This is a genomic window from Bradyrhizobium huanghuaihaiense (assembly GCF_007830635.1).
Lineage (GTDB): Bacteria > Pseudomonadota > Alphaproteobacteria > Rhizobiales > Xanthobacteraceae > Bradyrhizobium > Bradyrhizobium huanghuaihaiense.
The window spans coordinates 428257-450008 of sequence record NZ_VLLA01000001.1 but is presented as its reverse complement, the minus strand read 5'-3'; the positions used below and the strand labels follow the sequence as shown (position 1 = coordinate 450008).

Genomic DNA, 21752 nt, shown 5'->3' with positions numbered 1-21752 from the left:
CTGCGCGCGATCGACCCTCCCCCTCCAGGGGAGGGTGGGAGCATGCCGCGTGTTCGTGGGCCTCGGTTGCCGGAACTGCATCCCCCCGCTACAACGGCCTCCGAAAGGGATTACACCATGTCCGACATGCGCTTGATTGTTGCAGGAGCCGGCGGCCGGATGGGCCGCGCGCTGGTGCGGGCGATTGCCGAGAGCAAAGGCGCGGTGCTGGCGGGCGCGTTGGAGGCGCCGGGCTCCGATCTGCTCGGCAAGGATGCCGGCGTGCTCGCTGGCCTGCCGGCCAATGGCATCAAGCTTTCCGCCGATCTCTGGGCGATGTCGAAGGACGCCGACGGCATCCTCGATTTCACCGTGCCGGCCGCGACCATCGCCAATGTCGCGATCGCCGCCGAGCGCGGCCTCGTCCATGTCATCGGCACGACCGGGCTGTCCGGTTCCGACAATGCGGTGATCAAGAGCGTCACCAACCGCGCGGTCGTGGTGCAGTCGGGCAATATGAGCCTGGGCGTCAATCTGCTCGCCGCCGTGGTCAAGCGTGTCGCCAAGGCGCTCGACCAGAGCTTCGACATCGAGATCGTCGAGACCCATCACCGGATGAAGGTCGATGCGCCCTCGGGCACGGCGCTGATGCTGGGGCAGGCGGCGGCCAACGGCCGCGGCGTCACCCTCGATGAACATTCCGAGCGCGGCCGTGACGGCATCACCGGCGCGCGCCGGCCGGGCAATATCGGTTTCGCCTCCTTGCGCGGCGGCACCGTCGCCGGCGACCACAGTGTGACCTTCCTTGGGCCGTTCGAGCGTCTGACGCTGTCGCACCAGGCCGAGGACCGCATGCTGTTCGCGCACGGCGCGCTCAAGGCGGCGCTGTGGGCGCATGGCAAGGCGCCGGGGCACTACTCCATGGCCGACGTGCTCGGCCTCGCCGATTTCTGATCGAACCCAACGGAAAGCAGTCAATGAGCGAACGTCTCCTCGTGCTCGTGCGCCACGGCCAGAGCGAATGGAATCTGAAGAACCTGTTCACGGGCTGGAAGGACCCCGACCTCACCGAGCTCGGCGTGAAGGAAGCCAAGGAAGCCGGCCGCAAGTTGAAGGCGCAGGGCCTCGTGTTCGACGTCGCCTTCACTTCGGTGCTGACGCGCGCGCAGCACACGCTCGACCTCATCCTCGGCGAGCTCGGCCAGGAGGGCCTGCCGACCTCGAAGGACCTCGCGCTGAACGAGCGCGACTATGGCGATCTCTCCGGCCTCAACAAGGACGATGCGCGCAAGAAGTGGGGTGAGGAGCAGGTGCATGTCTGGCGCCGCTCCTACGACGTGCCGCCGCCCGGCGGCGAAAGCCTGAAGGACACGCTCGCGCGCGCATTGCCGTACTACGTGCAAGAGATCCTGCCCGGGGTGCTCAATGGCAAGCGCACGTTGGTCGCCGCTCACGGCAACTCGCTGCGCGCGCTGATCATGGTGCTGGAGAAGCTGTCGCCGGAAGGCATTTTGAAGCGCGAACTCGCCACCGGCGTGCCGATCATCTACCGGCTGAATGCGGATTCGACGGTGGCGTCGAAGCTGGATCTGGCGGGCTAAACGTCGCGGCAGACGCGCTCTCGTAGGGTGGGCAAAGCGAAGCGTGCCCACGCTCCGTCAGCGATTGAGAGAGATGGTGGGCACGGCGCTATGCGCCTTTGCCCACCCTACGATAGCTGGTCGGTTGATAGACGCCGTCATTCCGGGGCGCCCGGAGGGCGAACCCGGAATCTCGAGGTTCCGGGTTCGATGCTCCGCATCGCCCCGGAACGACATTGAATAAATCACTGCACCCCGACCCGCCCGGCTTCCCAGCCCAGCATCGCCTGCTTGCGGGTGATGCCCCAGTGATAGCCGGTGAGCGTGCCGCTCTTGCCGAGTGCGCGGTGGCAGGGCACGACGAACGAGACCGGGTTCTTGCCGACGGCCGCGCCGACGGCGCGCGAGGCCTTCGGGCTGTCGATGTTGCAGGCGATGTCGGAATAGGACACCGCGCGGCCCATCGGAATCTTCAGCAGCGTCTCCCACACCCGCACCTCGAAATCGGTGCCGATCAGGACCACGCGCAGCGGCTGGTCGGGCCGCCAGAGTTTCGGGTCGAAGATGCGCGCGGCGAGCGGCGCGGTGCCTTCGTGATCTTCGACATAGGTCGCCTTCGGCCAGCGCCGCGTCATGTCGGCGAGCGCGATCTTCTCTTCGCCATGATCGGCGAAGGCGAGGCCCGAGAGGCCGCGGTCGGTCGCGATCACGATGGCGGTGCCGAACGGCGAGGGGTGGAAGCCGTAGCGCAGGGTGAGTCCCGCGCCGCCGTTCTTCCATTCGCCCGGCGACATCGCTTCATGGGTGACGAAGAGATCGTGCAGCCGGCCCGGCCCTGACAGGCCGGAGTCGAGCGCGGCGTCGAGAATGCTGGCGGAATCCCGCAGCAGTCCCTTGGCATGGTCGAGTGTGAGCGCCTGCATGAAAGCCTTCGGCGTGATCGAGGCCCAGCGGCGGAACAGATGGTGCAGCTCGTCGGGCGTGACGCCGGCCGCATCCGCCATCGCCTCGATGGTCGGCTGCGCGCGCCAGTTCTCCGAGATGAACGCGATCGCCCGGCGCACGGAATCGTAATCCCGCAGCGCGGCGTTCTGGGGGCCCGGCTTGGCCAGGCGCTGGTCATGGATTGCGAGTGTCATCATAACCGTAAATGTAGGAAAGGGGCGGCTCTGAAACCACCCGATTTCCGACGCGGGATCAGCTGACCGGATTGTAGGTCGGCCCACGCTTGGCGGCGTTCAGTGCCTCAACCAAGCCTTTGTAAAAGCTTGCCTTTTCCTCAGGTCCCAGGAACCTCGCGAGCTGGATCTGGTGGCCGCGCGAGATCAGGTAGAGATGCTCGATGCCGAAATCCTCGTCGACTTCCATGTCGAGGCGGACCCAGAGCGGATTGAAGGTCCATTCGGCGACCTGACCGCGATGGCTGATGCGCCGCACCCGCAGCTCGGAGGTCGTGACGGTGATCTCCTCGCGCGCCCGCCCTGTGCCGAAATTGACCCTGAAGGCCCACCAGACCACGAGCACGTCGAGACCAAAGAAGCCGAGCACGGGCCAGGCGCCCTTCAACAGGAAGGCGAGGCCGGTGGCAAAGCTGACGACGCTCAGGAACAGCATCACGGCGAGGAAGCCGGTGCGGTTCAGCGAGCGGTGCGGCGTCAGCAGCGCGGAGAAGATCTGCACCTCGTGCTGATCTTCAAAGGCCTTGCGCTCAATTTCGTTGCCTGTGCTCATCGTCCCTCAGTATATCCCGATCATGGCGAAAATCACCCGCAAGCCGGTCCCGCGCAAAGCCGCCGTGCCGAAGAAAAAGGCAAAGGCGGCGGTCGCGAAACCGAAGGCTCCCGCCAAGAAATCGCTCAAGGCCATGAAACCTTGGACGCCGGCGGAGATCCGCGAGGTGTTCAGCCGCTTCCGCAAGGCCAATCCGGAGCCGAAGGGCGAGCTCGAGCACGTCAACCCGTTCACGCTGCTGGTCGCGGTGGTGCTGTCGGCGCAGGCGACCGATGCCGGCGTCAACAAGGCGACGCGCGCGTTGTTCGAGGTCGCCGATACACCGCAGAAGATGCTCGACCTCGGCGAGGAGCGCTTGCGCGATTACATCAAGACCATCGGCCTCTATCGCACCAAGGCCAAGAACGTCATCGCGCTCTCGGCAAAAGTGCTCAGCGATTTCGGCGGCGAGGTGCCGCGCACGCGCGCGGAGATCGAGTCATTGCCCGGTGCGGGGCGCAAGACCGCCAATGTCGTGCTCAACATGGCCTTCGGCGAGCACACGATGGCGGTGGACACGCATGTCTTCCGCGTCGGCAATCGCACGGGACTTGCGCCCGGCAAGACGCCGCTCGACGTCGAGCTCGGCCTCGAAAAGGTGATCCCGGCCGAGTTCATGCTGCATGCGCATCACTGGCTGATCCTGCACGGCCGCTATACCTGCCTCGCACGCAAGCCGCGCTGCGAGGTGTGCCTGATCAACGATCTCTGCCGCTGGCCGGAGAAGACGGTCTGAGCAGGCCGCGCACCCGCCGTCGTCACCGCATCTGACGCGCCGGCTCGATCAGCTCCGGGCGCGGGCCTGACAGGCGCTTGTGCATGTGGACCATGAAGGCCATGCCGAAGATCGGCGTCGCCAGATTGACGATCGGGATCGAGACGAAGGCCGCGATGAAGAGGCCCGCGGTGAAGATGGTCGCGGCATTGTCGCGCCGCATCGCCTTGGCTTCCTCCGGCGAGCGGAAGCGCATCGCGGCGAGCTCGAAATATTCGCGGCCCAGGAGCCAGGCGGCGGCGATGAAGAAGATCAGGAAGCCGGCGCCGGCGAACAACACCAGCGGCAGCGCAGCCAGATAAACCAGGATGGCCAGCAGCGCCGTCTTGACGCCCTCGAAGATCGCCTGGCTGAATGGCAGCGCGACACCCGGCCGTTCGGCGGGATAGTGCTCGCGCTCGACGATGTCGGCGACGTCGTCGACGAACAGGCTCGCCACCAGCGAGGTGATCGCCGGCATCAGGAAGATGCCGCCGAACACGACGCCAAGCCCCGCCGCGATCGAGACGATCCAGGACAAAACTTCGAGCGAGGAGTGCCAGCCCGGCCCGAGCAGGCCCTCCAGCCAGACCTCGCCAGAGGTCGCAAACCAGCTGAGCAGCCGCTGCAGGCCGATCGCCAGCACGGTGATCAGCACGAGCGCGAGCCCGATCGATCGCCACAGGATCGTGCGCATCGGCGGCGAGATCATTTGCGACAGCGCCTTCACGGCGGCATCCAGCATGGGGGTTCCTCTGAGGTAAACACTTCGCGAGAGGTAGACACCGAATGCGGCTTCGGCAAGGGCGGGCGGCTGCCGCGAAGGCGGCGTGATCTCTTGCTGACCCTCCCCCTCCAGGGGAGGGTAAGAATCGCCACTCTCTCCTAGAGTAGCCTACTCGTGCCGGTGCCCGTGCTTGCGCGATTTCACCTGCTTGCCGTCGCCGGTCGGAATCATCACCACGCGGCCGTAGCGCACGCCGCGTTCGGCGATGATGTGGTCGGCGAAATGCCGGACCTCATCGGCGGCGCCGCGCAGCGCCGTCATCTCCATGCAATTGTTGTCGTCGAGATGGACATGCAGCGTCGCCAGCGCGAGGTCGTGATGGCCGTGGAATTCCTGCACCAGCCGTTTCGACAGGTCGCGTGCGGCGTGGTCGTAGACATAGACGAGACCGGCGACGCATTGGCCGGTCTGTGCCGTGTCCTCCGTGCTCTGCTGCAGCCCGGCGCGCGCGAGATCGCGGATGATCTCCGAGCGGTTCTGGTAGCCGCGCGCCTCGGCCGCGGCGTCGATCTCCGCCAGGAGGTCGTCCTCGATCGTGATCGTAATCCGCTGCATCAGGTCCTCTCCGCGCGTCTTGCTCCTCCTACCTCGCCCCGCTTGCGGGGAGAGGTCGGAAGTCAAGCGTAGCTTGAATTCCGGGTGAGGGGGACTCTCCACGAGTCCAACTGTCACCAGTATGTGGAGACGCCCCTCACCCCAACCCTCTCCCCGCGAAGAGCGGGGAGAGGGAGTTAACTGTCACAGCCGCGTCGCACGAAGCCGCAAGGCATTGCCGACCACGCTCACCGAGGACAGCGCCATCGCCGCTGCCGCGATGATCGGGGAGAGCAGCACGCCGAAGGTCGGATAGAGGATGCCGGCCGCGATCGGAATGCCGGCGGCGTTGTAGATGAAGGCGAAGAACAGGTTCTGGCGGATGTTGCTCATCGTCGCCTGCGACAGTTTTCGTGCGCGCACGATGCCGACGAGGTCGCCCTTGAGCAGGGTGACGCCGGCGCTTTCCATCGCCACGTCCGTGCCGGTGCCCATGGCGATGCCGACCTCGGCAGCGGCCAGCGCCGGGGCGTCGTTGACGCCGTCGCCGGCCATCGCGACGCTGCGGCCGGCCTTCTGCAGCTTGGTCACCACCGCGCTCTTCTGGTCCGGCAGCACTTCGGCCTCGACATCGGCGATGCCGAGCCGGCGCGCCACGGCTTCCGCCGTCGTGCGGTTGTCGCCGGTCAGCATGATCACCTTGATGCCTTCGTCGGCCAGCGCCTTCAGCGCCTCCGGCGTCGAGGCCTTGACCGGATCGGCGATCGCGAACAGGCCGGCCAGCTGGCCTTCGATGGCCATGTTGATCACGGTCGCGCCGTCGCCGCGCAGCCGTTCGGCCTCCGCGTCGAGCGTCGTGGTGTCGATGCCGATCGACGACAGATATCTGGCATTGCCGAGCACGATGGTCTTGCCGTCGACCTTGCCGGTCGCGCCCTTGCCGGTCGGCGAATCGAACTGCTCGACCTGGCCGAGCGCGAGCTGCCTCTCCTTCGCCGCGCGCACGATGGCGTCGGCGAGCGGATGCTCGCTGGCGCGCTCGACGGTGGCCGCAATGCGCAGGATGTCGTCTTCCGCAAAGCCCGACGCCGGCACGATTCCGACCACCTTGGGCTTGCCCTCGGTCAGCGTGCCTGTTTTGTCGACCACCAGCGTGTCGATCTTCTCCATCCGCTCCAGCGCTTCGGCGTTCTTGATCAGCACGCCGGCTTGCGCGCCGCGGCCGACGCCGACCATGATCGACATCGGGGTCGCAAGTCCCAGCGCACAGGGGCAGGCGATGATCAGTACGCTGACAGCGGCGACGAGGCCGAAGGCGAGGCGAGGCTCCGGGCCGAACCAGGTCCATGCGGCAAAGGCGGCGATTGCGACGATGATCACGGCCGGCACGAACCAGCCGGCGACCTGGTCGGCCAGACGCTGGATCGGCGCGCGCGAGCGCTGCGCATCCGCAACCATCTGCACGATCTGAGACAGCAGCGTCTCGCGCCCGACCTTGTCGGCGCGCATGATGAAGCTGCCCGACTGGTTCAGCGTGCCGGCGATGACCTTTGCGCCGGTTTCCTTGGTAACCGGCATGGATTCGCCAGTGACGAGGGACTCATCGAGCGAGGAGCGCCCCTCCAGGATGACACCGTCGACCGGCACCTTCTCGCCGGGACGAACGCGCAAGCGGTCGCCGGCATGGAGCGTATCGATCTCGACCTCATGCTCGCTGCCATCGGCGTCGACGCGGCGCGCGGTCTTGGGCGCAAGCTGCAACAGCGCCTTGATCGCGCCCGAGGTGGCGTCGCGGGCGCGCAGCTCCAGCACCTGGCCGAGCAGCACCAGCACGGTGATGACGGCCGCGGCCTCGAAATAGATCGCGACCGCGCCGCCATGACCGCGGAAGGTCGCGGGGAAGATCTGCGGCGTGACGGTTCCGAGGACGCTGTAGACATAGGCAACGCCGGTGCCCATCGCGATCAGCGTGAACATGTTGAGGTTGCGCGTGACGAGCGACTGCCAGCCGCGGACGAAGAACGGCCAGCCGGCCCACAGCACCACGGGTGTGGCGAAGACAAGCTGGATCCAGTTCGACAGCGTCGGATCGATCCAGTTGTGCGGACCTGCGAGATGGCCGCCCATCTCGAGCACCACCGCCGGCAGCGCCAGCACGCCGCCGATCCAGAACCGCCGCGTCATGTCGGCGAGCTCCGGATTGGGACCGGTCTCCAGGCTTGCGACCTCTGGCTCCAGCGCCATGCCGCAGATCGGGCAGCTGCCGGGGCCGACCTGGCGGATCTCGGGATGCATCGGGCAGGTGTAGATCGTGCCCGCGGGCATCTCGGGCTCGGGCGCCTTCTCTTTCGCAAGATACTTGGCGGGATCGGCGGCGAATTTGGTGCGGCAGCCAGCCGAGCAGAAATGGAAGGTCTCGCCGTGATGCTCGAAGCGATGCTTCGAGGTCGCGGGGTCGACCGTCATGCCGCAGACGGGATCGAGGACCTTTGTCGTCGTTGGGCCGTGGTCATGGGCGTGATGATGGGCATGGCCGGAATGATCGTCGTGGCCGCCGCAGCATGAGGAGGCCGCGGGCTTCGCGGCCGGCGGTGCAGCTTTTGCGGAACAGCCGCATCCGGAATGCGTATCCGCGTCGTGATGATGCCCGTGTTCGTTCTTGTTCATTCCCATGCTCCGGCCTTCCAGCGGCTCTTGCAACCCATACCCGGTACGGGTATATAGACCCCATGCGCAAGGACATCAAGGCATCCGTCGGAAAACGTCTCGGCCGGATCGAGGGCCAGGTTCGTGGTCTCTCGAAAATGGTCGAGGAAGACCGCTACTGCATCGACATCGTGACGCAGATCTCGGCGGTGCGCGCCGCGCTGCGCCGGGTCGAGGAGGAGGTTCTGAAGGACCACGTCGCCCATTGCGTCGAGCACGCGATCTCGAGCGGCGACAAGGCGGACCAGCGCGCGAAGATCGCGGAGCTGATGGCCGTGATCGGGCGGGCGGAAAGGTAGGGCGCGCTCTCTCCTCCGTCATTGCGAGCGCAGCGAAGCAATCCAGACTGTTCCCGCGGAGGCAGTCTGGATTGCTTCGTCGCAAGAGCTCCTCGCAATGACGGTGGAGAGGACGCGCGCTGTTTCCTCTAGCGTCGTCCTGGCGAAAGCCAGGACCCATACCGCGGAATCTATCGGGTTGCGCTCGGTAGGCGTACCGAACGCCGAGTCTTCGCCAAACTATTCCCTGGGGTATGGAGTCCCGGCCTTCGCCGGGACGACACCGAGATTTACGCCGCCATCTCCCGCGCCCGCGCGCGGTACGTCGCGAGTTCGCTCAGCAGCACGAAGTGCTCGGAGAACGCGGCGGTGATCTCCGCCGGCTGCGCGCTCACTTCTTCAGCCGGAACTTCATCCGGCGCTTCTTCGTCAATCGCCTCAGGAACGAGCGGCGGCGCACGGAGCGTTTCTGGAAACACACTGAAAGTGCCCGCCACCTCCTCGAGCGGCTTTTGCTTGTCGGCCCAGTGCAGGGCGGTGTAGTCGAATCCGTTGACGATGGTCGGCTTCACCACCTCGAAATAGGGTGAGATGTCGAAGTCGCGGGGCATGTACAGCGAGGAATCGCGGATGTGCAGGATCTCGCGCCGGGCGGCGCGGCTGCCGGCTTTGGTGATCTTCGGCAGGATCGGGTAGCGCACGGCGTCGAAGGCCTGCGCGATCAGCGCCGAGCAGATGATCTTGGTCGGATCGCCCGAGCCGATCGCGATCATGCGCCGCCGCCAACGCTGCGGTATCGGCAGCGGGAACAGATAGCGCATCAGGTCGACGATGTTCTTGGTGTCGTAGCCGAAGCCGATGCGGTTGATGGCATAGCGGCAGACCGTGGTGCGGTCCTCGTAGGACAGCCCGACCGGGCGGCAGAGGCGGGTATGATACGGGAAATATTTCGACAGCGGCGCCGAGGTGACGCCCTCGCCGATATTGGCCTCGATCAGGACATGCGGCTCGCCGTCGGGCTCCACGGCGCCCTCGATCGGACCGACATAGAGCGCGGCATGCGACCAGGTCGACTGCGTCAGATATTTGATGATGCCGGAGATGCGGTTGTTGCCCTCGACCAGCAGCACGTCGCCGGGCTCGACGACGCCGCGCAGATGCTCGGGGTCGCTGGGCGTGAACGGCTCATAGCCCGGCACCTCCTTCGAGAGGTACGCGGCAATCAGCTTGCCGAATGAATCAAGGACCGTCCCCATGTCGAACTCCCCCACGGCCTTTTCCGGCCGTCTTTTTTCCCTTCTCTATCATGGTCGAAACGTGTTGCCATTCGGTTCATCACTCTGTGAGATCAAGCACGATTGATTCACCATGATGGTTGCCGTGCAACATCAGATGCGGCAAGGTTCGCGGGCTGTTCCCGTTTGCCGCAAGTCTCCGGAAACCATGACATGACAATCACGCGCCGCGGTTTCCTTTCGGCGTCGGCGGCCCTTGCCGCGCTCCCGGTGCTGCGCGCAAACGCCGCGCCCCTGCCGCGCGAGGCCGACATCGTCGTGATCGGCGCAGGTGCGGCTGGAATTGCCGCAGCGCGGCGCATCACGGCAGCCAATCGCAAGGTCGTGGTGGTGGAGGCGGCCTCGCAGGTCGGCGGCCGCTGCATCACGGATACCACGACCTTTGACGTGCCGTTCGACCGCGGCGCGCGCTGGATGCACAATCCCGAGACCAATCCGATGATCCGCCTGGCGCGCAGCGCCGGGCTCGACGTGCTGCCCGCGCCGGCCGGCCAGAAGATGCGCATCGGTCGCCGCAACGCACGCGCGGGCGAGACCGAGGAGTTTCTGGCGGCGCTGGTCCGTGCCAACCGTGCCATCGACGAGGCCGCGCGCGGCAAGCTCGACACCTCCTGCGCGTCCGTGCTGCCGAAGGACCTGGGCGACTGGGCCGGCGCGACCGAGTTCATGCTGGGCGCGAGCTTTGCCGGCAAGGACCTGAAGGAGCTGTCCGCGATCGACAAGGCGCGGGCACAGGACCGCAATGCCGCGATCGCCTGCCGCCAGGGGCTGGGCACGCTGATCACCAAGCTCGGCGAGCAGGCGCCGGTCGCGGTGTCGACGCCGGCGAGCCGGATCGTCTGGAGCAACCGCGACGTCAGCGTCGAGACGCAAGGCGGCAAGATCGCCGCGCGCGCCGCCATCATCACGGTCTCGACCAACGTGCTGACATCGGGCGCGATCAAGTTCGCGCCCGACATCCCCAAGCGGACGCTCGATGCAGCCTCAAAGCTCACTCTCGGCAGCTACGACCACATCGTGCTGCAGCTCCCCGGCAATCCGCTCGGCCTGTCGCGCGACGACATCCTGATCGAGCAGAGCAATTCGACGCGCACGGCGCTGATGTACGCCAATATCGGCGGCTCCTCGCTGTGTTCGATCGATGTCGGCGGCTCGTTCGGGCGCGATCTCTCCGAGCAGGGCGAGAAGGCGATGGCCGCTTTCGCGATGGAATGGATCACGAAGCTGTTCGGCAGCGAGGCCGCGGTCGCCGTGCAGAAGACCAGCGCGACGCGCTGGAACGCCTCGCCTTACGTGATGGGTGCGATGTCGGCCTCCGCGCCCGGCGGTCAGCTCTCGCGAAGGATCCTGACCGAGCCGATCGGCAATGTGTTCCTCGCCGGCGAAGCCACCCACGAGACATTGTGGGGCACCGTCGACGGCGCCTGGGAAAGCGGCGAGCGCGCCGCGGACGCCGCGCTCCGCAAGATCGGCGCGATCAAGGACGAACCGGCCGATGTGCCGACGCAGTCGACGAAGAAGCGGCGGGCGAGACAGTAGGGCAGCCAAGCGGCAACAAACTCCGCCGTCGTCCCGGCGAAGGCCGGGACCCATAACCACAGAGCGTGGTTTGGCGAAGATTCGTAGTTCGGTACCTCTACGGACTACAACCGATAGATCACGCGGTATGGGCCCCGGCCTTCGCCGGGACGACGCGTGGAGAGAGTTACCGCAGCACGCCATCCAGCGCCGGCAGCCCAAAGATCACCGCCATCGCGATCAGCGCATAGCAAATCCCGCGAAACACCTTTTCACTCGCGCGGCCGAACAGGGATGCGCCGAAGGCGACGCCGATTGCGTAGACCGGGCCGACGATCAGCGACAGCACCAGCGACTCGCGGCTGATCAGGCCGGTGGCGGCGTAGCTGACCATCGAGAAGAAATCCGATGCGCCAAAGAACAGCAGGATGTTGGCGCGGGCGACGATCGGCGCGATCGGGCGGCCGAGCCAGTAGCCGACGATCGGCGGTCCACCGGTCTGCGCGAGGCCGCTGCAGAAGCCGGAGAGGCCGCCGATGCCGACTGAGAGCCAGGCGTGGTCCTTGCCGCGATAGCGCCAGCCCGACAGCAGCAGAAGCAGCAGCGCTGCAACGAAGCAGGAGATGATCCAGCGCGTGGTGACGGGCTCGAGCACACTGAGGAAATAGGTGCCGACGGGCACGCCGATCAGTGCACCGAGCACGATCACGGCGGTGGCCTTGCGGTCGGCTTTTCGCCACGCATCCGGCAGCAGCGGCGCGGCCGCGACGAAATCGATCACCAGCAGCAGCGCGGCCACGAGCCGCGGCGCCGCGATGCTGCTCGCCAGCGGCATGAAGATCAACGCCGAGCCGAAGCCGGAGAAGCCGCGCGCGGTGCCCGAAACGAAAGCGACGGCGCAGAGCGCCGTCGCAATGGTGAGGCTGACGTCCTTCGGGAGTAAATCCGCGAAGGTCATGCTCGATGATTCTGGAGCATGATGTTGTCCGAAAACCGCTTCACACTTTTCGGCATCATGCTCTCAACGTGCCGCCGGTCTTCTTCGTCACCTCCGCCACGATCTTCGCGGCGACGGCCTCGATTTCCTGATCGGTCAGGGTCTTCTCGCGCGGCTGAAGCGTGACGGCGACCGCGATCGACTTCTTGCCGTCCTCGATGCCCTTGCCCTCATAGACGTCGAAGACGTTGACGCCGGTGACCAGCTTCTTGTCGACGCCCTGCGCGGCACGGACGATGTCGCCGGCCTTGACCGCGCGATCGACGATGAAAGCGAAGTCCCGCGACACCGGCTGGAATGCCGACAGCTCGATGACGGGCTTGGCGCGGGTCGGCTTCTTCTTCGCCTCGGGGATGCGGTCGAGGATCACCTCGAACACCATCAGAGGCCCGTCGGCGCCGAGCGCCTCGAGCGCGCGCGGATGCACCTCGCCGAAAGTGCCGAGCACGTTCTGCGGCCCGATCTGAATCGTGCCGGAGCGGCCCGGATGCAGCCAGCCGGGACCGCCGGAGACGATCTGCAGCGCCTGCATCGGCGCGCCGGCCGCGGCCAGCACCGCCAGCGCATCGGCCTTGGCGTCGAACACATCGGCCTGCGCCGAGCCGGTCCAGTGCCGTCCGAGACCTTCGGCCGAAGCCAGGCCGCGGCGCACGCCGCTCGCCGCCATGAACTGGTCCTGCGGGCGATCGCCCTTGAAGACCTGGCCGACCTCGAACAGCGCGACATCGCCAAAGCCGCGATCGGCATTGGCCTGCGCCGCCGCGATCAGGCCGGCGAGCAAGGTCGGGCGCATGTCCGAGAGATCGGATGCGATCGGGTTCGCCACTTCGAGCTCGCGCTGGCCGCCGCCGAACAATTCGGCCGCGGGTTTTGCGATGAACGACCAGGTGACCGCCTCGACCATGCCGCGGCTGGCGAGCGCGCGCCGGGCGCGGCGCGTGCGCAGCTGCAGCGGGGTCAGCACGGGCTTGCGCGCGTCCTCGCCGCGCTCGAACGGCGTCATCGGCACCTTGTCGACGCCGAAGATGCGGACGATCTCCTCGACGATGTCGGCCTTGCCGTGCACGTCGGAGCGCCACGACGGCACCGCGACCTTCACGACGGGGCCGGGGCCCGCCATCATGAAGCCGAGATGGGTCAGGATGCGCTTCATCTCGACCTGCGGCACCTCGATGCCGGACAGGCGCTTGACCTCGGTGACAGGGAAATCGATCACGCGGTCGTCGCCAAAGGCCTTGCCGACCACGACGTTCTCGGACGGCGCGCCGCCGCACATCTCCATCACGAGCTTCGTCGCAAGCTCGAGGCCGGGCACCATGAAAGCCGGATCGACGCCGCGCTCGAAGCGGTAGCGCGCATCGGAATTGATGCCGAGCTTGCGGCCGGTCTGGGCGATGTTGATCTCGTTCCACAGCGCCGATTCGATCAGCACGTCGGTGGTGGTCTCGTCGCAGCCCGAGGCTTCGCCGCCCATGATGCCGGCGAGCGATTCGACGCCGTGCTCGTCCGCGATCACGCAAATGGCGGGATCGAGATTATAGGTACGGCCGTCGAGCGCCAGCAGGGTCTCGCCCTCGCGCGCGCGGCGCACGAGGAGATTGCCTTTCACCTTCTTGGCGTCGAACACGTGCAGCGGACGCGCGCGGTCGTAGGTCATGAAATTGGTGATGTCGACCAGCGCGTTGATCGGACGCAGACCGATCGCGGTCAGCCGCTTCTGCAGCCATTCCGGCGACGGCCCGTTCTTGACGCCGCGCACGAGGCGGAGCGCGAAGCCGGGACAGAGCGTGACGTCCTCGACCGTGACCTTCACCGGACACGGGAATTCGCCCTTGATCGGCTTGATCGTGGGGTCCTTGAACTTGCCCATGTCGGCGGCGGCAAGATCCCGCGCGATGCCGTGCACGCCGGTGCAGTCCTGCCGGTTCGGCGTCAGGTTGATCTCGATCACGGGATCGCCGAGCGCAGCCCATTCGGCGTAAGCAGCGCCGATCGGCGCGTCCGCCGGCAATTCCATGATGCCGTCATGGTCGTTGGAGATCTGCAGCTCGGCCGCCGAACACAGCATGCCGCGGCTCTCGACACCGCGGATGGTGCCGACGCCGAGCGTGATGTCCTTGCCGGGAATGTAGGTGCCGGGGGCTGAGAACACGCTGACGAGCCCCGCACGCGCATTCGGCGCGCCGCACACGACCTGCACGGGCGCGCCACCGTCGCCGGTGTCGACCATGCAGACCCGCAGGCGATCCGCATTCGGATGCTGCTCGGCCGAGATCACCTTCGCGATGGTGAACGGCTTCAGCGCCTTCGCCTTGTCCTCGATGTTCTCGACCTCGAGCCCGATCATGGTGAGCTTGTCGGCGAGTTTTTCGAGCGGCTCGTCGGTCTCGAGATGGTCCTTCAGCCAGGAGAGGGTGAATTTCATGGCTGTTTCTTCTCCACGGAGACGGTCTGCTCCCTCTCCCGCTTGCGGGGGAGGGCTGGGGTGGGGGCTCTCTCCGCGACGGTGGTCGCAATTGTTTCGAGAACGCCGCCACGATTGGTCATGACATCGAGATTGCTGAAGCGGAGCACTTTGAAGCCCTTCGCTTCGATCGCGGCAGAGCGACGCGCGTCGGCGCGCTCGCCTTCGTCCGAGAAATGTTGGCCGCCATCGAGTTCGATGACGAGCTTGGCCGCGTGGCAGATGAAATCGGCGATGTAGTGTTCGATCGGCACCTGGCGGCGGAAGCTCGCGCCGTTCAATCGGCCGGCGCGCAGCTCCGACCACAAGATACGTTCTGCATCGGTTGAATTGCGCCTGAGCGTACGCGCATTCGCTCGAAGCTTGGGTGGTACCTTCCAATCAGGATGTTCAGGATCGACCATTGGCAACCCCATTGAGGAAATACCCTCTCCCCAACCCTCCCCCGCAGGCGGGGGAGGGAGCTCGACCTGTCGAGCGGCCAGAGAGTACGTCCCCACGAAACGAAGGCCACGCGCTCGCTCCATCCATTCCCTCCCCCGCTTGCGGGGGAGGGGTAGGGAGAGGGTTGTCTCCGCGGAGGGAACGGAGAGAGTCGTCGTATGGCCAATCACTGCCATCACGTGCTCAATCCCCCCGCAAGCGTCGGCACTTCGAGCGGCTTGAAGCCGTAATGGGACAGCCAGCGGACGTCGCTGTCGAACAGCTGGCGCAGATCGGCGATGCCGTATTTCAGCATGGCGATGCGGTCGATGCCCATGCCCCAGGCAAAGCCCTGGTACTCGTCGGGATCGATGCCGCAGGCGCGCAGCACGTTCGGATGCACCATGCCGCAGCCGAGAATCTCCAGCCAATCCTCGCCCTCGCCGAAGCGGATCTCGCCCTTGTCGCGGCGGCACTGGATGTCGACTTCCAGCGACGGCTCGGTGAACGGAAAGAACGAGGGCCGGAAGCGCATGTTGATGTGGTCGACCTCGAAGAACGCCTTGCAGAACTCGTGCAGGATCCATTTGAGGTGGCCGAGATGCGAGCTCTTGTCGATGACGAGGCCTTCGACCTGGTGGAATTGCGGCGTGTGGGTCGCGTCCGAATCGATGCGATAGGTGCGGCCCGGGCAGATCACGCGGATCGGCGGCTTCTGGCTCAACATGGTGCGCACCTGCACCGGCGAGGTGTGGGTCCGCAGCAGCATGCGCGAGCCGTCCTCCTTCGGATGGAAGAAGAAGGTGTCGTGCATCTCGCGCGCCGGATGGCCTTCCGGAAAATTCAGCTTGGTGAAGTTGTAGTCGTCGGTCTCGATGTCAGGGCCTTCGGCGACCGAGAATCCCATGTCGGCGAAGATCGTGGTCAGCTCGTCCCAGACCTGGCTGAGCGGATGAATGCGGCCGGCCTCAGCCGCCGCATCGCGCAGCGGCAGGGTCACGTCGATGGTTTCCGACGCGAGCCGTGCATCGAGCGCCGCCGACTTCAGCACGTCGCGCCGGGCTGCGAGCGCCTGCGTGACCTTGTCCTTGGCGAGGTTGATCGCGGCGCCTTGCGTCTTGCGCACGTCCGGCGACATCTTGCCGAGCGTGGCAAGCAGCGCCGAGATCGAGCCCTTCTTGCCGAGGGCCGCGACGCGCACCGCTTCCAGGGCGGCTTCATCGGCCGCAGTGGCGATCTGGTCGAGGATGGATGTTTCGAGCGTTGCGAGGTCGGACACTGTCAAATCCTTGGCTCTAAATTCGGCTGGGTTGTCGCCGCCCGAAGGCCGTAACGTCAAGCAAAAAGCCGGTCATTTCGGGCACATGGCCGGCTGGGTTGAACCCTGCGCGGGGACCCGGCACCAAGGAGGATACGGGGAGACCTTTGCGATGCTGTCGAAATCCTGTCGTGCCGTTTGTCCTGCCGTTCTGGCCGTTGTCCTGTCGGTCGCAGGCACCCCTGCGCGCGCCATGGTCTGCATGGAGACATCCATGACGCTGGATGAGGTCGTCGACACCATCAACAAGCAGAAGAGCTGCGAAAGCGCGATGAAGGTGTTTCAGGATTGCCAGTTGACCGCGAGCGGCGATGTCCAGCTCGGCGCCGCCGTCGAGAAGAAGTGCGAGGCGGACTTCATGCCCGGTCTCAACACGGCGCAGCAGCAGGCTTACAAACGCGAGATGCGCGTCTGCGACCAGAAATACCGGAACAAGTCCGGCACCATGTATCTCTCGTTCGCAGCTTTTTGCCGGGCGGAGGTGGCCCAGCGCTACTCGCAACGCGCGCTGAAGGCTGCGGGCCCAAAGGCCCGCTAGCGCAAGCCTTAAGCAGCCAGAGCCGCCTTGGCCTTCTCGGCGATCGCCTGGAACGCCGCGGGCTCGCTGATCGCGAGATCCGACAGCACCTTGCGGTCCACGGTGATCCCGGACTTGGCCATGCCGTCGATAAATTTGCTGTAGGTCAGGCCGAACGGACGGACGGCAGCGTTGATGCGCTGGATCCAGAGCGCGCGGAACGTCCGCTTCTTACGCTTGCGGTCGCGGAAGGCGTATTGCTGGGCCTTTTCCACGGCCGGCTTGGCGGCGCGGATGGTGTTCTTGCGGCGGCCGTAGAAACCCTTGGCGGCCTTGTAGACTTTCTTGTGCTTGGCGTGGGCGGTCACACCGCGTTTGACGCGAGACATGACGAAATCCTTCAGAGATGACTTTGGTTATCGGATTGCCGCACGGAATGCGGCAGGGATGGCAGTGATCGTGGACGCGATCAGGCGTTCGGCAAGAAGTACTTCTTGACGTTGTCGCCGTCGGTCTTGAACAGCACGCGGGTGCCGCGGAGCTGACGGATCTGCTTCTTCGTCCGCTTGATCATGCCGTGACGCTTGCCGCGCTGGGCGTGCATCACTTTGCCGGTGGCAGTCACCTTGAAGCGCTTTTTAGCGCCCGATTTGGTCTTCAGCTTGGGCATTTGGCTCTCCTAATGGCCATAGAGATCCGCCCGCGAAGGCGGCTGGCCGTCAAAAATGCTCGTTAGAGCGTTGATTGTGCTCAGGTTTTACGAACAAGCGCGAAACCCGCACGAAACACCGCCACGGCAGCCCTTAATCAGCCGGGCGATGAAGGCTGGGCTTATGACAGAGGACAAGCCAATTGGCAACGATGAACCGCCGAAACCTGCCCGCCGACTATTGGATGTTGCTACCCTCATATCCAAGCCTTGTCGCCTGAAGCAGGTCCAAAATGGCCCATTTCCCGCAATTTCTGACTTCGCTGGGCGGTTTCGCCCGTCCGCGCCATCTGGCGCTGTTCGCCGTGCTCGCCACGGCTATGCCGTCAACTGCCGAGGCTCGCGCCGGCGGCTATGACGGCATCTGGAACGTCACCTTCGCCACCACCCGCGGCAATTGCAGCTCGGGCTACAGCGTTCCCTTCACCGTGACAGGAAGCCGCGTCTCGTCGGCCGGCGGTGGTCGGGTCTCGGGTCGGGTCAACCGCGCCGGGGCTGTCGCCGTCCAGGTCTCGGTCGGCGCCTCCCATGCCAGCGGCGGCGGCCGGCTCGCCGGCATGTACGGCGCCGGTTCGTGGAGGGGCATCATTTCCGGCGATTACTGCAGCGGTACCTGGCAGGCGACGCGGACATAGCCGCCGCCAATAATGCGGTGCGCCCCCTCCCCCGCCTGCGGGGGAGGGTTGGGGAGAGGGTGTCTTCTCTCGCGAGAAACCCCCAAGAGGCGCGAGCCCTCACCCGGCGCTTCGCGCCACCCTCTCCCGCAAGCGGGAGAGGGTGCAGCAGCGCCCGCGGCACTACCTCGGCAAAACAAAACGGCCCGCCGGAAATCCGGACGGGCCGTTGAACTCTTAGAAAGTCCTAACGAGCTGCTGTCAGCGCGGCGCCAGCACCATGACGACCTGGCGACCTTCGAACCGCGCGTCCTGCTCGACCTTGGCGAGCTCGGCGACGTCGGTCTTGATCTTGTCCAGAAGCTTGGTGCCGATCTCCTGGTGCGCCATTTCGCGGCCGCGATAGCGCAGCGTGATCTTGACCTTGTCGCCCTCTTCGAAGAACCGCTGCATCGCGCGCATCTTCACGTCGTAATCGTGGTCGTCGATCATCGGGCGGAGCTTGATCTCCTTGATCTCGACGGTCTTCTGCCGCTTGCGGGCTTCCGCGGCTTTCTTCTGAGCGGAATACTTGTACTTGCCGTAGTCCATGATCTTGCAGACCGGAGGACTGACATTCGGCGAAATCTCGACCAGATCCATGCCGGCTTCCTGGGCCATCCGGATGGCGAGGACCGTCTCGACCGTGCCCTTGTTGTCACCGGTCTGATCGATCAGCTGGATCTGCGCATTGCGAATATCATCATTGATGCGCGGCCCGTCTTTGCTGGCAGCGGGCGGAGCTTTATTAGGACGGCGAATGGGTGGTTCTCCAAAGTTGTGAAAGAAGCGGCTATTTTGAAGGAAGATGCGTTTGCCGGCAAGCAATTCGCTCGTGCCGCGGTCGAAATACCCTCAAATGCGAGGCATTTTGGCCACGCCCTCCGGCACGTTGACGGACATAGACACCTTGCTTCTGTTCCGCAAGCGTCCCAAAGGGACAATGCCGATATCAGGCTTGCTTTCGGAACACGCCCCGACAACTCAAACCGCACAGCCAGAGTAAACGTTCCATGACCAATGCCAGTCCCGATGCCGTGCTCGATTTCATCGATGTGGGCGAGGGCGAGTCCGCGCGCCGGATCGCGGTGCGCCACCGCTCCGGAAAGGGTCCCGGCCTCGTCTGGCTCGGTGGTTTCAAGTCGGACATGCAGGGCGGCAAGGCTGTGGCGCTGGACGCCTGGGCCCACGAGCATGGCCGCGCCGTCGTCCGATTCGATTATTCCGGCCACGGCGAATCCAGCGGCGATTTCGCCGACGGAACCATCGGAAGCTGGCTCGAGGATAGCGTCGCCGTGTTCGAGCGGTTCTGCGACGGCCCGCAAGTCCTGATCGGCTCCTCCATGGGCGGCTGGATGGCGCTGCTGCTGGCGCGCGAGATCAGGAAGCGCGCCGGCAAGGCGTCGCTGGCCGGGCTCGTGCTGATCGCGCCGGCGCCCGACTTCACCGAGGAGCTGATGTGGAACAAATTCCCGGCCGCGGTGAAGAAGGAGATCGAGACCAAAGGCTTCTGGCTGCGGCCGTCGGACTATGGCGACGGCTCGCCCTATCCGATCACGCGGAAGCTGATCGAGGAAGGCCGCAACCATCTCGTGCTGGGCGGCGCCATCGATCTCGGCTGCCCCGTCCGCATCCTGCAAGGCGCGCAGGATCCTGACGTGCCCTGGCAGCACGCGTTTGCGCTGACGCATCGCCTGCCGGCCGACGACGTCGTCCTGACCATGATCCAGGACGGCGACCACCGCCTGTCGCGCCCGCAGGACATCGCGCGCATTCTTGCCGCGGTCGCCGAGATCGGGTGAAGTGTCTCTAAACAATCGGTGTCATCGTCCGCGAAGGCGGACGATCCAGTATTCCAGAGGCGGTCGTTTCTAATCGAGAAGCCGCGGCGTACTGGATGCCCGCCCCCGTGCGCAATTGCGCACCAGGCGGGGCATGACGGAGAATTGGGAGACGCGCCAATGACCACCACCGCCATGCTGCGCGTCTTCTGCGACGCCGTCGAGCAGCGCAACGGCCGTGCCTTCGCCGAGCTGTTCACCGAGGACGGCGTCTATCACGACGTCTTCTACGGCGCGTTCGCAGGCCGCGAGAAGATCGCCGCGATGATCGACGACTGGTTCTATCGCACGGCGACCGATTTCCGCTGGGACATGCATGATCCCGTCACCGACGGCACCACGCTCTATGCACGCTACACTTTCAGCTATCGTTCGACCTTGCCCGACGCGAACGGCGCGCGGGCGATGTTCGAGGGCGTCGCGATCATGACGCTGCGTGACGGCAGGATCGCCTGTTATCACGAGGTCGCCAACACCGCGCCGGCGTTCGTCGACCTGAAGTTCGCGCCGGAGCGAATTGCCAAGATCGTCGGCAAGCAGGGTGCCGAATTGAAGGCGCGGCCGGAGATGAAGCGGCATCTGGCGTAGGCTCTCTCCCGTCATTCCGGGGCGCGCCTCTTGGCGCGAGCCCGGAATCCATCGGGCCCCAGTCCAGGAGATGAGATGGATTCCGGGCTCACGCTTCGCGTGCCCCGGAATGACAACTACGGCGGCGTCACCTTCGGCATCGGCTTGCGCTGTGCCAGCGCTGCGACCGTCGCGGTGCCGATCGGACCCTGTTCGTCGTAGAGCCAGCATTCGCCGATCGCGACGCCGTCGGTGGCCTGGTGGTTCACGACATCGAAGCCGATCCAGTTCGTCACCGGCAGGCGGTGGAGATAGATCGTGACGTCGCTGTTGATGTAGCCGAGCCCCTTGTCGCCGGCGTTCGCGAACGGGCTGGCGAAGTCGGCGCCGACGGCAACATGGACGAACGGCGTCATCGCAACGCCCGCGACGAGCTCGCGCACCTCGCTCATCCACAGCCGGCGCGGCCCGAGCGAGCCCATGTGACCGACGATCGGGCGCGTCGTCCATTTGCCGTGCATGCCGAGCCTGGGATCAGTCGGTTTCGGAATGTCTGATGGCTTCGGCACGTCCCAGTTCGGCGGCGACCAGACATTGCCGTCCGGGTTCTGCGTCTTGCGCAGCAGCTGGCACGAGGCGCGCGCCATGCTGACGCCGCCGGAAACGAACTCCGCTTCGACCACGCGGATGCGCAGTCCATCGCGGACGAGCCGCGTCGTCACTTCGATCGGCTTGTCGATGGTCGGCAGCCGGAACATGTCGACCGTGAGTCGCGCCGGCACGAATTCGGGCCCCGAGTGGCGCTCCTCGATGGCGAAGCCGAGCAGGCCGACGATGACGCGTCCGTGCAGCGATTTCGGATCCCACGGACCATTGGCGACTTCCGTCGGATGGAATGTATCGCCCTCGCGGGTGAAGAAAGGCATGTTTGTCATGGCGCGCGACTTTGCGGGAATGGGTGGGGAAATCAAGTGTGGTGAGGGCGAGCGTCGTTGCCACAAGCGCCACTGTCATCGCCCGACTTGATCGGGCGATCCAGTACTCCGAGACCGCAGTGATAGA

At 65.5% G+C, this 21752-nt stretch carries 23 protein-coding genes; 9 read left to right on the top strand and 14 right to left on the bottom strand.

The window, feature by feature from the left end; genetic code table 11:
- The first annotated feature begins 117 nt into the window (after positions 1-117).
- Together dapB and IQ16_RS02060 are read left to right on the top strand one after the other, a co-directional pair.
- A complete protein-coding gene (gene dapB / locus IQ16_RS02065; protein ID WP_026312305.1) occupies positions 118-933 on the top strand; it encodes a 4-hydroxy-tetrahydrodipicolinate reductase in 816 nt (271 codons plus the stop codon).
- Positions 934-956: 23 nt separating this feature from the next.
- Positions 957-1580, top strand: coding sequence for a 2,3-bisphosphoglycerate-dependent phosphoglycerate mutase (locus IQ16_RS02060; protein WP_018645020.1), 624 nt, complete (start codon positions 957-959; stop codon positions 1578-1580).
- Between the two features lie 224 nt (positions 1581-1804).
- On the opposite strand, the gene IQ16_RS02055 is transcribed toward IQ16_RS02060, so the two are convergent.
- Together IQ16_RS02055 and IQ16_RS02050 are read right to left on the bottom strand one after the other, a co-directional pair.
- Positions 1805-2701, bottom strand: coding sequence for a methylated-DNA--[protein]-cysteine S-methyltransferase (locus IQ16_RS02055; protein WP_018645021.1), 897 nt, complete (start codon positions 2699-2701; stop codon positions 1805-1807).
- Positions 2702-2756: 55 nt separating this feature from the next.
- Entirely contained in the window at positions 2757-3290 is a 534-nt protein-coding gene (locus IQ16_RS02050; protein WP_018645022.1) for a DUF2244 domain-containing protein, read from the bottom strand.
- 22 nt (positions 3291-3312) lie between these two features.
- On the opposite strand from IQ16_RS02050, the gene nth reads away from it, so the two are divergent.
- Positions 3313-4065: an endonuclease III gene (nth, locus tag IQ16_RS02045; RefSeq protein WP_026312306.1), complete on the top strand. Its 753-nt coding sequence runs from the start codon at positions 3313-3315 to the stop codon at positions 4063-4065.
- A gap of 22 nt (positions 4066-4087) precedes the next feature.
- Here the strand turns inward: nth and IQ16_RS02040 are convergent, their stop codons facing one another.
- From IQ16_RS02040 to IQ16_RS02030, 3 genes are all read right to left on the bottom strand, one after another.
- Positions 4088-4828: a sulfate transporter family protein gene (locus IQ16_RS02040; protein WP_018645024.1), complete on the bottom strand. Its 741-nt coding sequence runs from the start codon at positions 4826-4828 to the stop codon at positions 4088-4090.
- Positions 4829-4978: 150 nt separating this feature from the next.
- Positions 4979-5425 (bottom strand): nickel-responsive transcriptional regulator NikR, encoded by a 447-nt coding sequence (gene nikR, locus IQ16_RS02035; RefSeq protein ID WP_026312307.1) that lies wholly within the window; start codon positions 5423-5425, stop codon positions 4979-4981.
- Positions 5426-5608: 183 nt separating this feature from the next.
- On the bottom strand, positions 5609-8071 hold the full coding sequence (locus tag IQ16_RS02030) for a heavy metal translocating P-type ATPase (RefSeq protein ID WP_018645026.1): 2463 nt from the start codon (positions 8069-8071) through the stop codon (positions 5609-5611).
- A gap of 62 nt (positions 8072-8133) precedes the next feature.
- Between IQ16_RS02030 and IQ16_RS02025 the strand changes: the two genes are divergently transcribed.
- A complete protein-coding gene (locus tag IQ16_RS02025) occupies positions 8134-8409 on the top strand; it encodes a metal-sensitive transcriptional regulator (RefSeq protein WP_018645028.1) in 276 nt (91 codons plus the stop codon).
- Positions 8410-8678: 269 nt separating this feature from the next.
- On the opposite strand, the gene IQ16_RS02015 is transcribed toward IQ16_RS02025, so the two are convergent.
- Positions 8679-9644: a YiiX/YebB-like N1pC/P60 family cysteine hydrolase gene (locus IQ16_RS02015; RefSeq protein ID WP_018645029.1), complete on the bottom strand. Its 966-nt coding sequence runs from the start codon at positions 9642-9644 to the stop codon at positions 8679-8681.
- A gap of 192 nt (positions 9645-9836) precedes the next feature.
- Here IQ16_RS02015 and IQ16_RS02010 point away from each other — a divergent pair, with 192 nt between their 5' ends.
- Positions 9837-11222, top strand: coding sequence for a flavin monoamine oxidase family protein (locus IQ16_RS02010; RefSeq protein WP_018645030.1), 1386 nt, complete (start codon positions 9837-9839; stop codon positions 11220-11222).
- 166 nt (positions 11223-11388) lie between these two features.
- Here IQ16_RS02010 and IQ16_RS02005 read toward each other — a convergent pair whose 3' ends face one another.
- The 4 genes from IQ16_RS02005 to pheS all read right to left on the bottom strand — a co-directional run bounded on the left by IQ16_RS02005 (position 11389) and on the right by pheS (position 16364).
- Positions 11389-12159 (bottom strand): sulfite exporter TauE/SafE family protein, encoded by a 771-nt coding sequence (locus tag IQ16_RS02005; RefSeq protein ID WP_018645032.1) that lies wholly within the window; start codon positions 12157-12159, stop codon positions 11389-11391.
- 55 nt (positions 12160-12214) lie between these two features.
- Positions 12215-14623, bottom strand: coding sequence for a phenylalanine--tRNA ligase subunit beta (pheT, locus tag IQ16_RS02000; RefSeq protein WP_018645033.1), 2409 nt, complete (start codon positions 14621-14623; stop codon positions 12215-12217).
- Complete coding sequence (locus IQ16_RS01995) at positions 14620-15066, bottom strand: endonuclease domain-containing protein (RefSeq protein ID WP_018645034.1); 447 nt, start codon at positions 15064-15066, stop codon at positions 14620-14622. Before IQ16_RS01995 ends, pheT begins: the two co-directional genes overlap by 4 nt.
- A 215-nt stretch (positions 15067-15281) precedes the next feature.
- On the bottom strand, positions 15282-16364 hold the full coding sequence (gene pheS, locus IQ16_RS01990) for a phenylalanine--tRNA ligase subunit alpha (protein ID WP_018645035.1): 1083 nt from the start codon (positions 16362-16364) through the stop codon (positions 15282-15284).
- A 151-nt stretch (positions 16365-16515) separates the two neighbouring features.
- On the opposite strand from pheS, the gene IQ16_RS01985 reads away from it, so the two are divergent.
- Positions 16516-16941, top strand: coding sequence for a hypothetical protein (locus IQ16_RS01985; RefSeq protein WP_018645036.1), 426 nt, complete (start codon positions 16516-16518; stop codon positions 16939-16941).
- An 8-nt stretch (positions 16942-16949) separates the two neighbouring features.
- Here the strand turns inward: IQ16_RS01985 and rplT are convergent, their stop codons facing one another.
- Both rplT and rpmI read right to left on the bottom strand, forming a co-directional pair.
- Positions 16950-17309, bottom strand: coding sequence for a 50S ribosomal protein L20 (gene rplT / locus IQ16_RS01980; RefSeq protein WP_008143961.1), 360 nt, complete (start codon positions 17307-17309; stop codon positions 16950-16952).
- 80 nt (positions 17310-17389) lie between these two features.
- The gene (gene rpmI, locus IQ16_RS01975; protein WP_008539890.1) at positions 17390-17590 is read right to left on the bottom strand and encodes a 50S ribosomal protein L35; all 201 of its coding nucleotides are present in this window, start codon (positions 17588-17590) and stop codon (positions 17390-17392) included.
- A gap of 272 nt (positions 17591-17862) precedes the next feature.
- On the opposite strand from rpmI, the gene IQ16_RS01970 reads away from it, so the two are divergent.
- Positions 17863-18264, top strand: a complete 402-nt coding sequence (locus IQ16_RS01970) for a hypothetical protein (RefSeq protein WP_145831165.1) — start codon at positions 17863-17865, stop codon at positions 18262-18264.
- A 240-nt stretch (positions 18265-18504) separates the two neighbouring features.
- Here the strand turns inward: IQ16_RS01970 and infC are convergent, their stop codons facing one another.
- A complete protein-coding gene (gene infC, locus IQ16_RS01960) occupies positions 18505-19044 on the bottom strand; it encodes a translation initiation factor IF-3 (RefSeq protein WP_080648110.1) in 540 nt (179 codons plus the stop codon).
- Between the two features lie 251 nt (positions 19045-19295).
- Between infC and IQ16_RS01955 the strand changes: the two genes are divergently transcribed.
- Together IQ16_RS01955 and IQ16_RS01950 are read left to right on the top strand one after the other, a co-directional pair.
- Positions 19296-20084 carry an alpha/beta hydrolase gene (locus tag IQ16_RS01955; RefSeq protein ID WP_018645038.1) on the top strand — a complete coding sequence of 263 codons (789 nt, stop codon included), beginning with the start codon at positions 19296-19298 and terminating at the stop codon, positions 20082-20084.
- A 159-nt stretch (positions 20085-20243) separates the two neighbouring features.
- On the top strand, positions 20244-20711 hold the full coding sequence (locus IQ16_RS01950; protein WP_026312309.1) for a nuclear transport factor 2 family protein: 468 nt from the start codon (positions 20244-20246) through the stop codon (positions 20709-20711).
- Positions 20712-20827: 116 nt separating this feature from the next.
- Here the strand turns inward: IQ16_RS01950 and IQ16_RS01945 are convergent, their stop codons facing one another.
- Positions 20828-21625, bottom strand: coding sequence for an acyl-CoA thioesterase domain-containing protein (locus tag IQ16_RS01945; protein WP_018645040.1), 798 nt, complete (start codon positions 21623-21625; stop codon positions 20828-20830).
- Positions 21626-21752 lie beyond the last annotated feature (127 nt).

Excerpts from the sequence above, each read along its gene's own strand:
- dapB (WP_026312305.1), top strand. The coding sequence starts at position 118 with ATGTCCGACATGCGCTTGATTGTTGCAGGAGCCGGCGGCCGGATGGGC.
- IQ16_RS02060 (WP_018645020.1), top strand. The coding sequence starts at position 957 with ATGAGCGAACGTCTCCTCGTGCTCGTGCGCCACGGCCAGAGCGAATGG.
- IQ16_RS02055 (WP_018645021.1), bottom strand. The coding sequence starts at position 2,701 with ATGATGACACTCGCAATCCATGACCAGCGCCTGGCCAAGCCGGGCCCC.
- IQ16_RS02050 (WP_018645022.1), bottom strand. The coding sequence starts at position 3,290 with ATGAGCACAGGCAACGAAATTGAGCGCAAGGCCTTTGAAGATCAGCAC.
- nth (WP_026312306.1), top strand. The coding sequence starts at position 3,313 with ATGGCGAAAATCACCCGCAAGCCGGTCCCGCGCAAAGCCGCCGTGCCG.
- IQ16_RS02040 (WP_018645024.1), bottom strand. The coding sequence starts at position 4,828 with ATGCTGGATGCCGCCGTGAAGGCGCTGTCGCAAATGATCTCGCCGCCG.
- nikR (WP_026312307.1), bottom strand. The coding sequence starts at position 5,425 with ATGCAGCGGATTACGATCACGATCGAGGACGACCTCCTGGCGGAGATC.
- IQ16_RS02030 (WP_018645026.1), bottom strand. The coding sequence starts at position 8,071 with ATGAACAAGAACGAACACGGGCATCATCACGACGCGGATACGCATTCC.
- IQ16_RS02025 (WP_018645028.1), top strand. The coding sequence starts at position 8,134 with ATGCGCAAGGACATCAAGGCATCCGTCGGAAAACGTCTCGGCCGGATC.
- IQ16_RS02015 (WP_018645029.1), bottom strand. The coding sequence starts at position 9,644 with ATGGGGACGGTCCTTGATTCATTCGGCAAGCTGATTGCCGCGTACCTC.
- IQ16_RS02010 (WP_018645030.1), top strand. The coding sequence starts at position 9,837 with ATGACAATCACGCGCCGCGGTTTCCTTTCGGCGTCGGCGGCCCTTGCC.
- IQ16_RS02005 (WP_018645032.1), bottom strand. The coding sequence starts at position 12,159 with ATGACCTTCGCGGATTTACTCCCGAAGGACGTCAGCCTCACCATTGCG.
- pheT (WP_018645033.1), bottom strand. The coding sequence starts at position 14,623 with ATGAAATTCACCCTCTCCTGGCTGAAGGACCATCTCGAGACCGACGAG.
- IQ16_RS01995 (WP_018645034.1), bottom strand. The coding sequence starts at position 15,066 with ATGGTCGATCCTGAACATCCTGATTGGAAGGTACCACCCAAGCTTCGA.
- IQ16_RS01985 (WP_018645036.1), top strand. The coding sequence starts at position 16,516 with ATGCTGTCGAAATCCTGTCGTGCCGTTTGTCCTGCCGTTCTGGCCGTT.
- rplT (WP_008143961.1), bottom strand. The coding sequence starts at position 17,309 with ATGTCTCGCGTCAAACGCGGTGTGACCGCCCACGCCAAGCACAAGAAA.
- rpmI (WP_008539890.1), bottom strand. The coding sequence starts at position 17,590 with ATGCCCAAGCTGAAGACCAAATCGGGCGCTAAAAAGCGCTTCAAGGTG.
- IQ16_RS01970 (WP_145831165.1), top strand. The coding sequence starts at position 17,863 with ATGGCCCATTTCCCGCAATTTCTGACTTCGCTGGGCGGTTTCGCCCGT.
- IQ16_RS01955 (WP_018645038.1), top strand. The coding sequence starts at position 19,296 with ATGACCAATGCCAGTCCCGATGCCGTGCTCGATTTCATCGATGTGGGC.
- IQ16_RS01950 (WP_026312309.1), top strand. The coding sequence starts at position 20,244 with ATGACCACCACCGCCATGCTGCGCGTCTTCTGCGACGCCGTCGAGCAG.
- IQ16_RS01945 (WP_018645040.1), bottom strand. The coding sequence starts at position 21,625 with ATGACAAACATGCCTTTCTTCACCCGCGAGGGCGATACATTCCATCCG.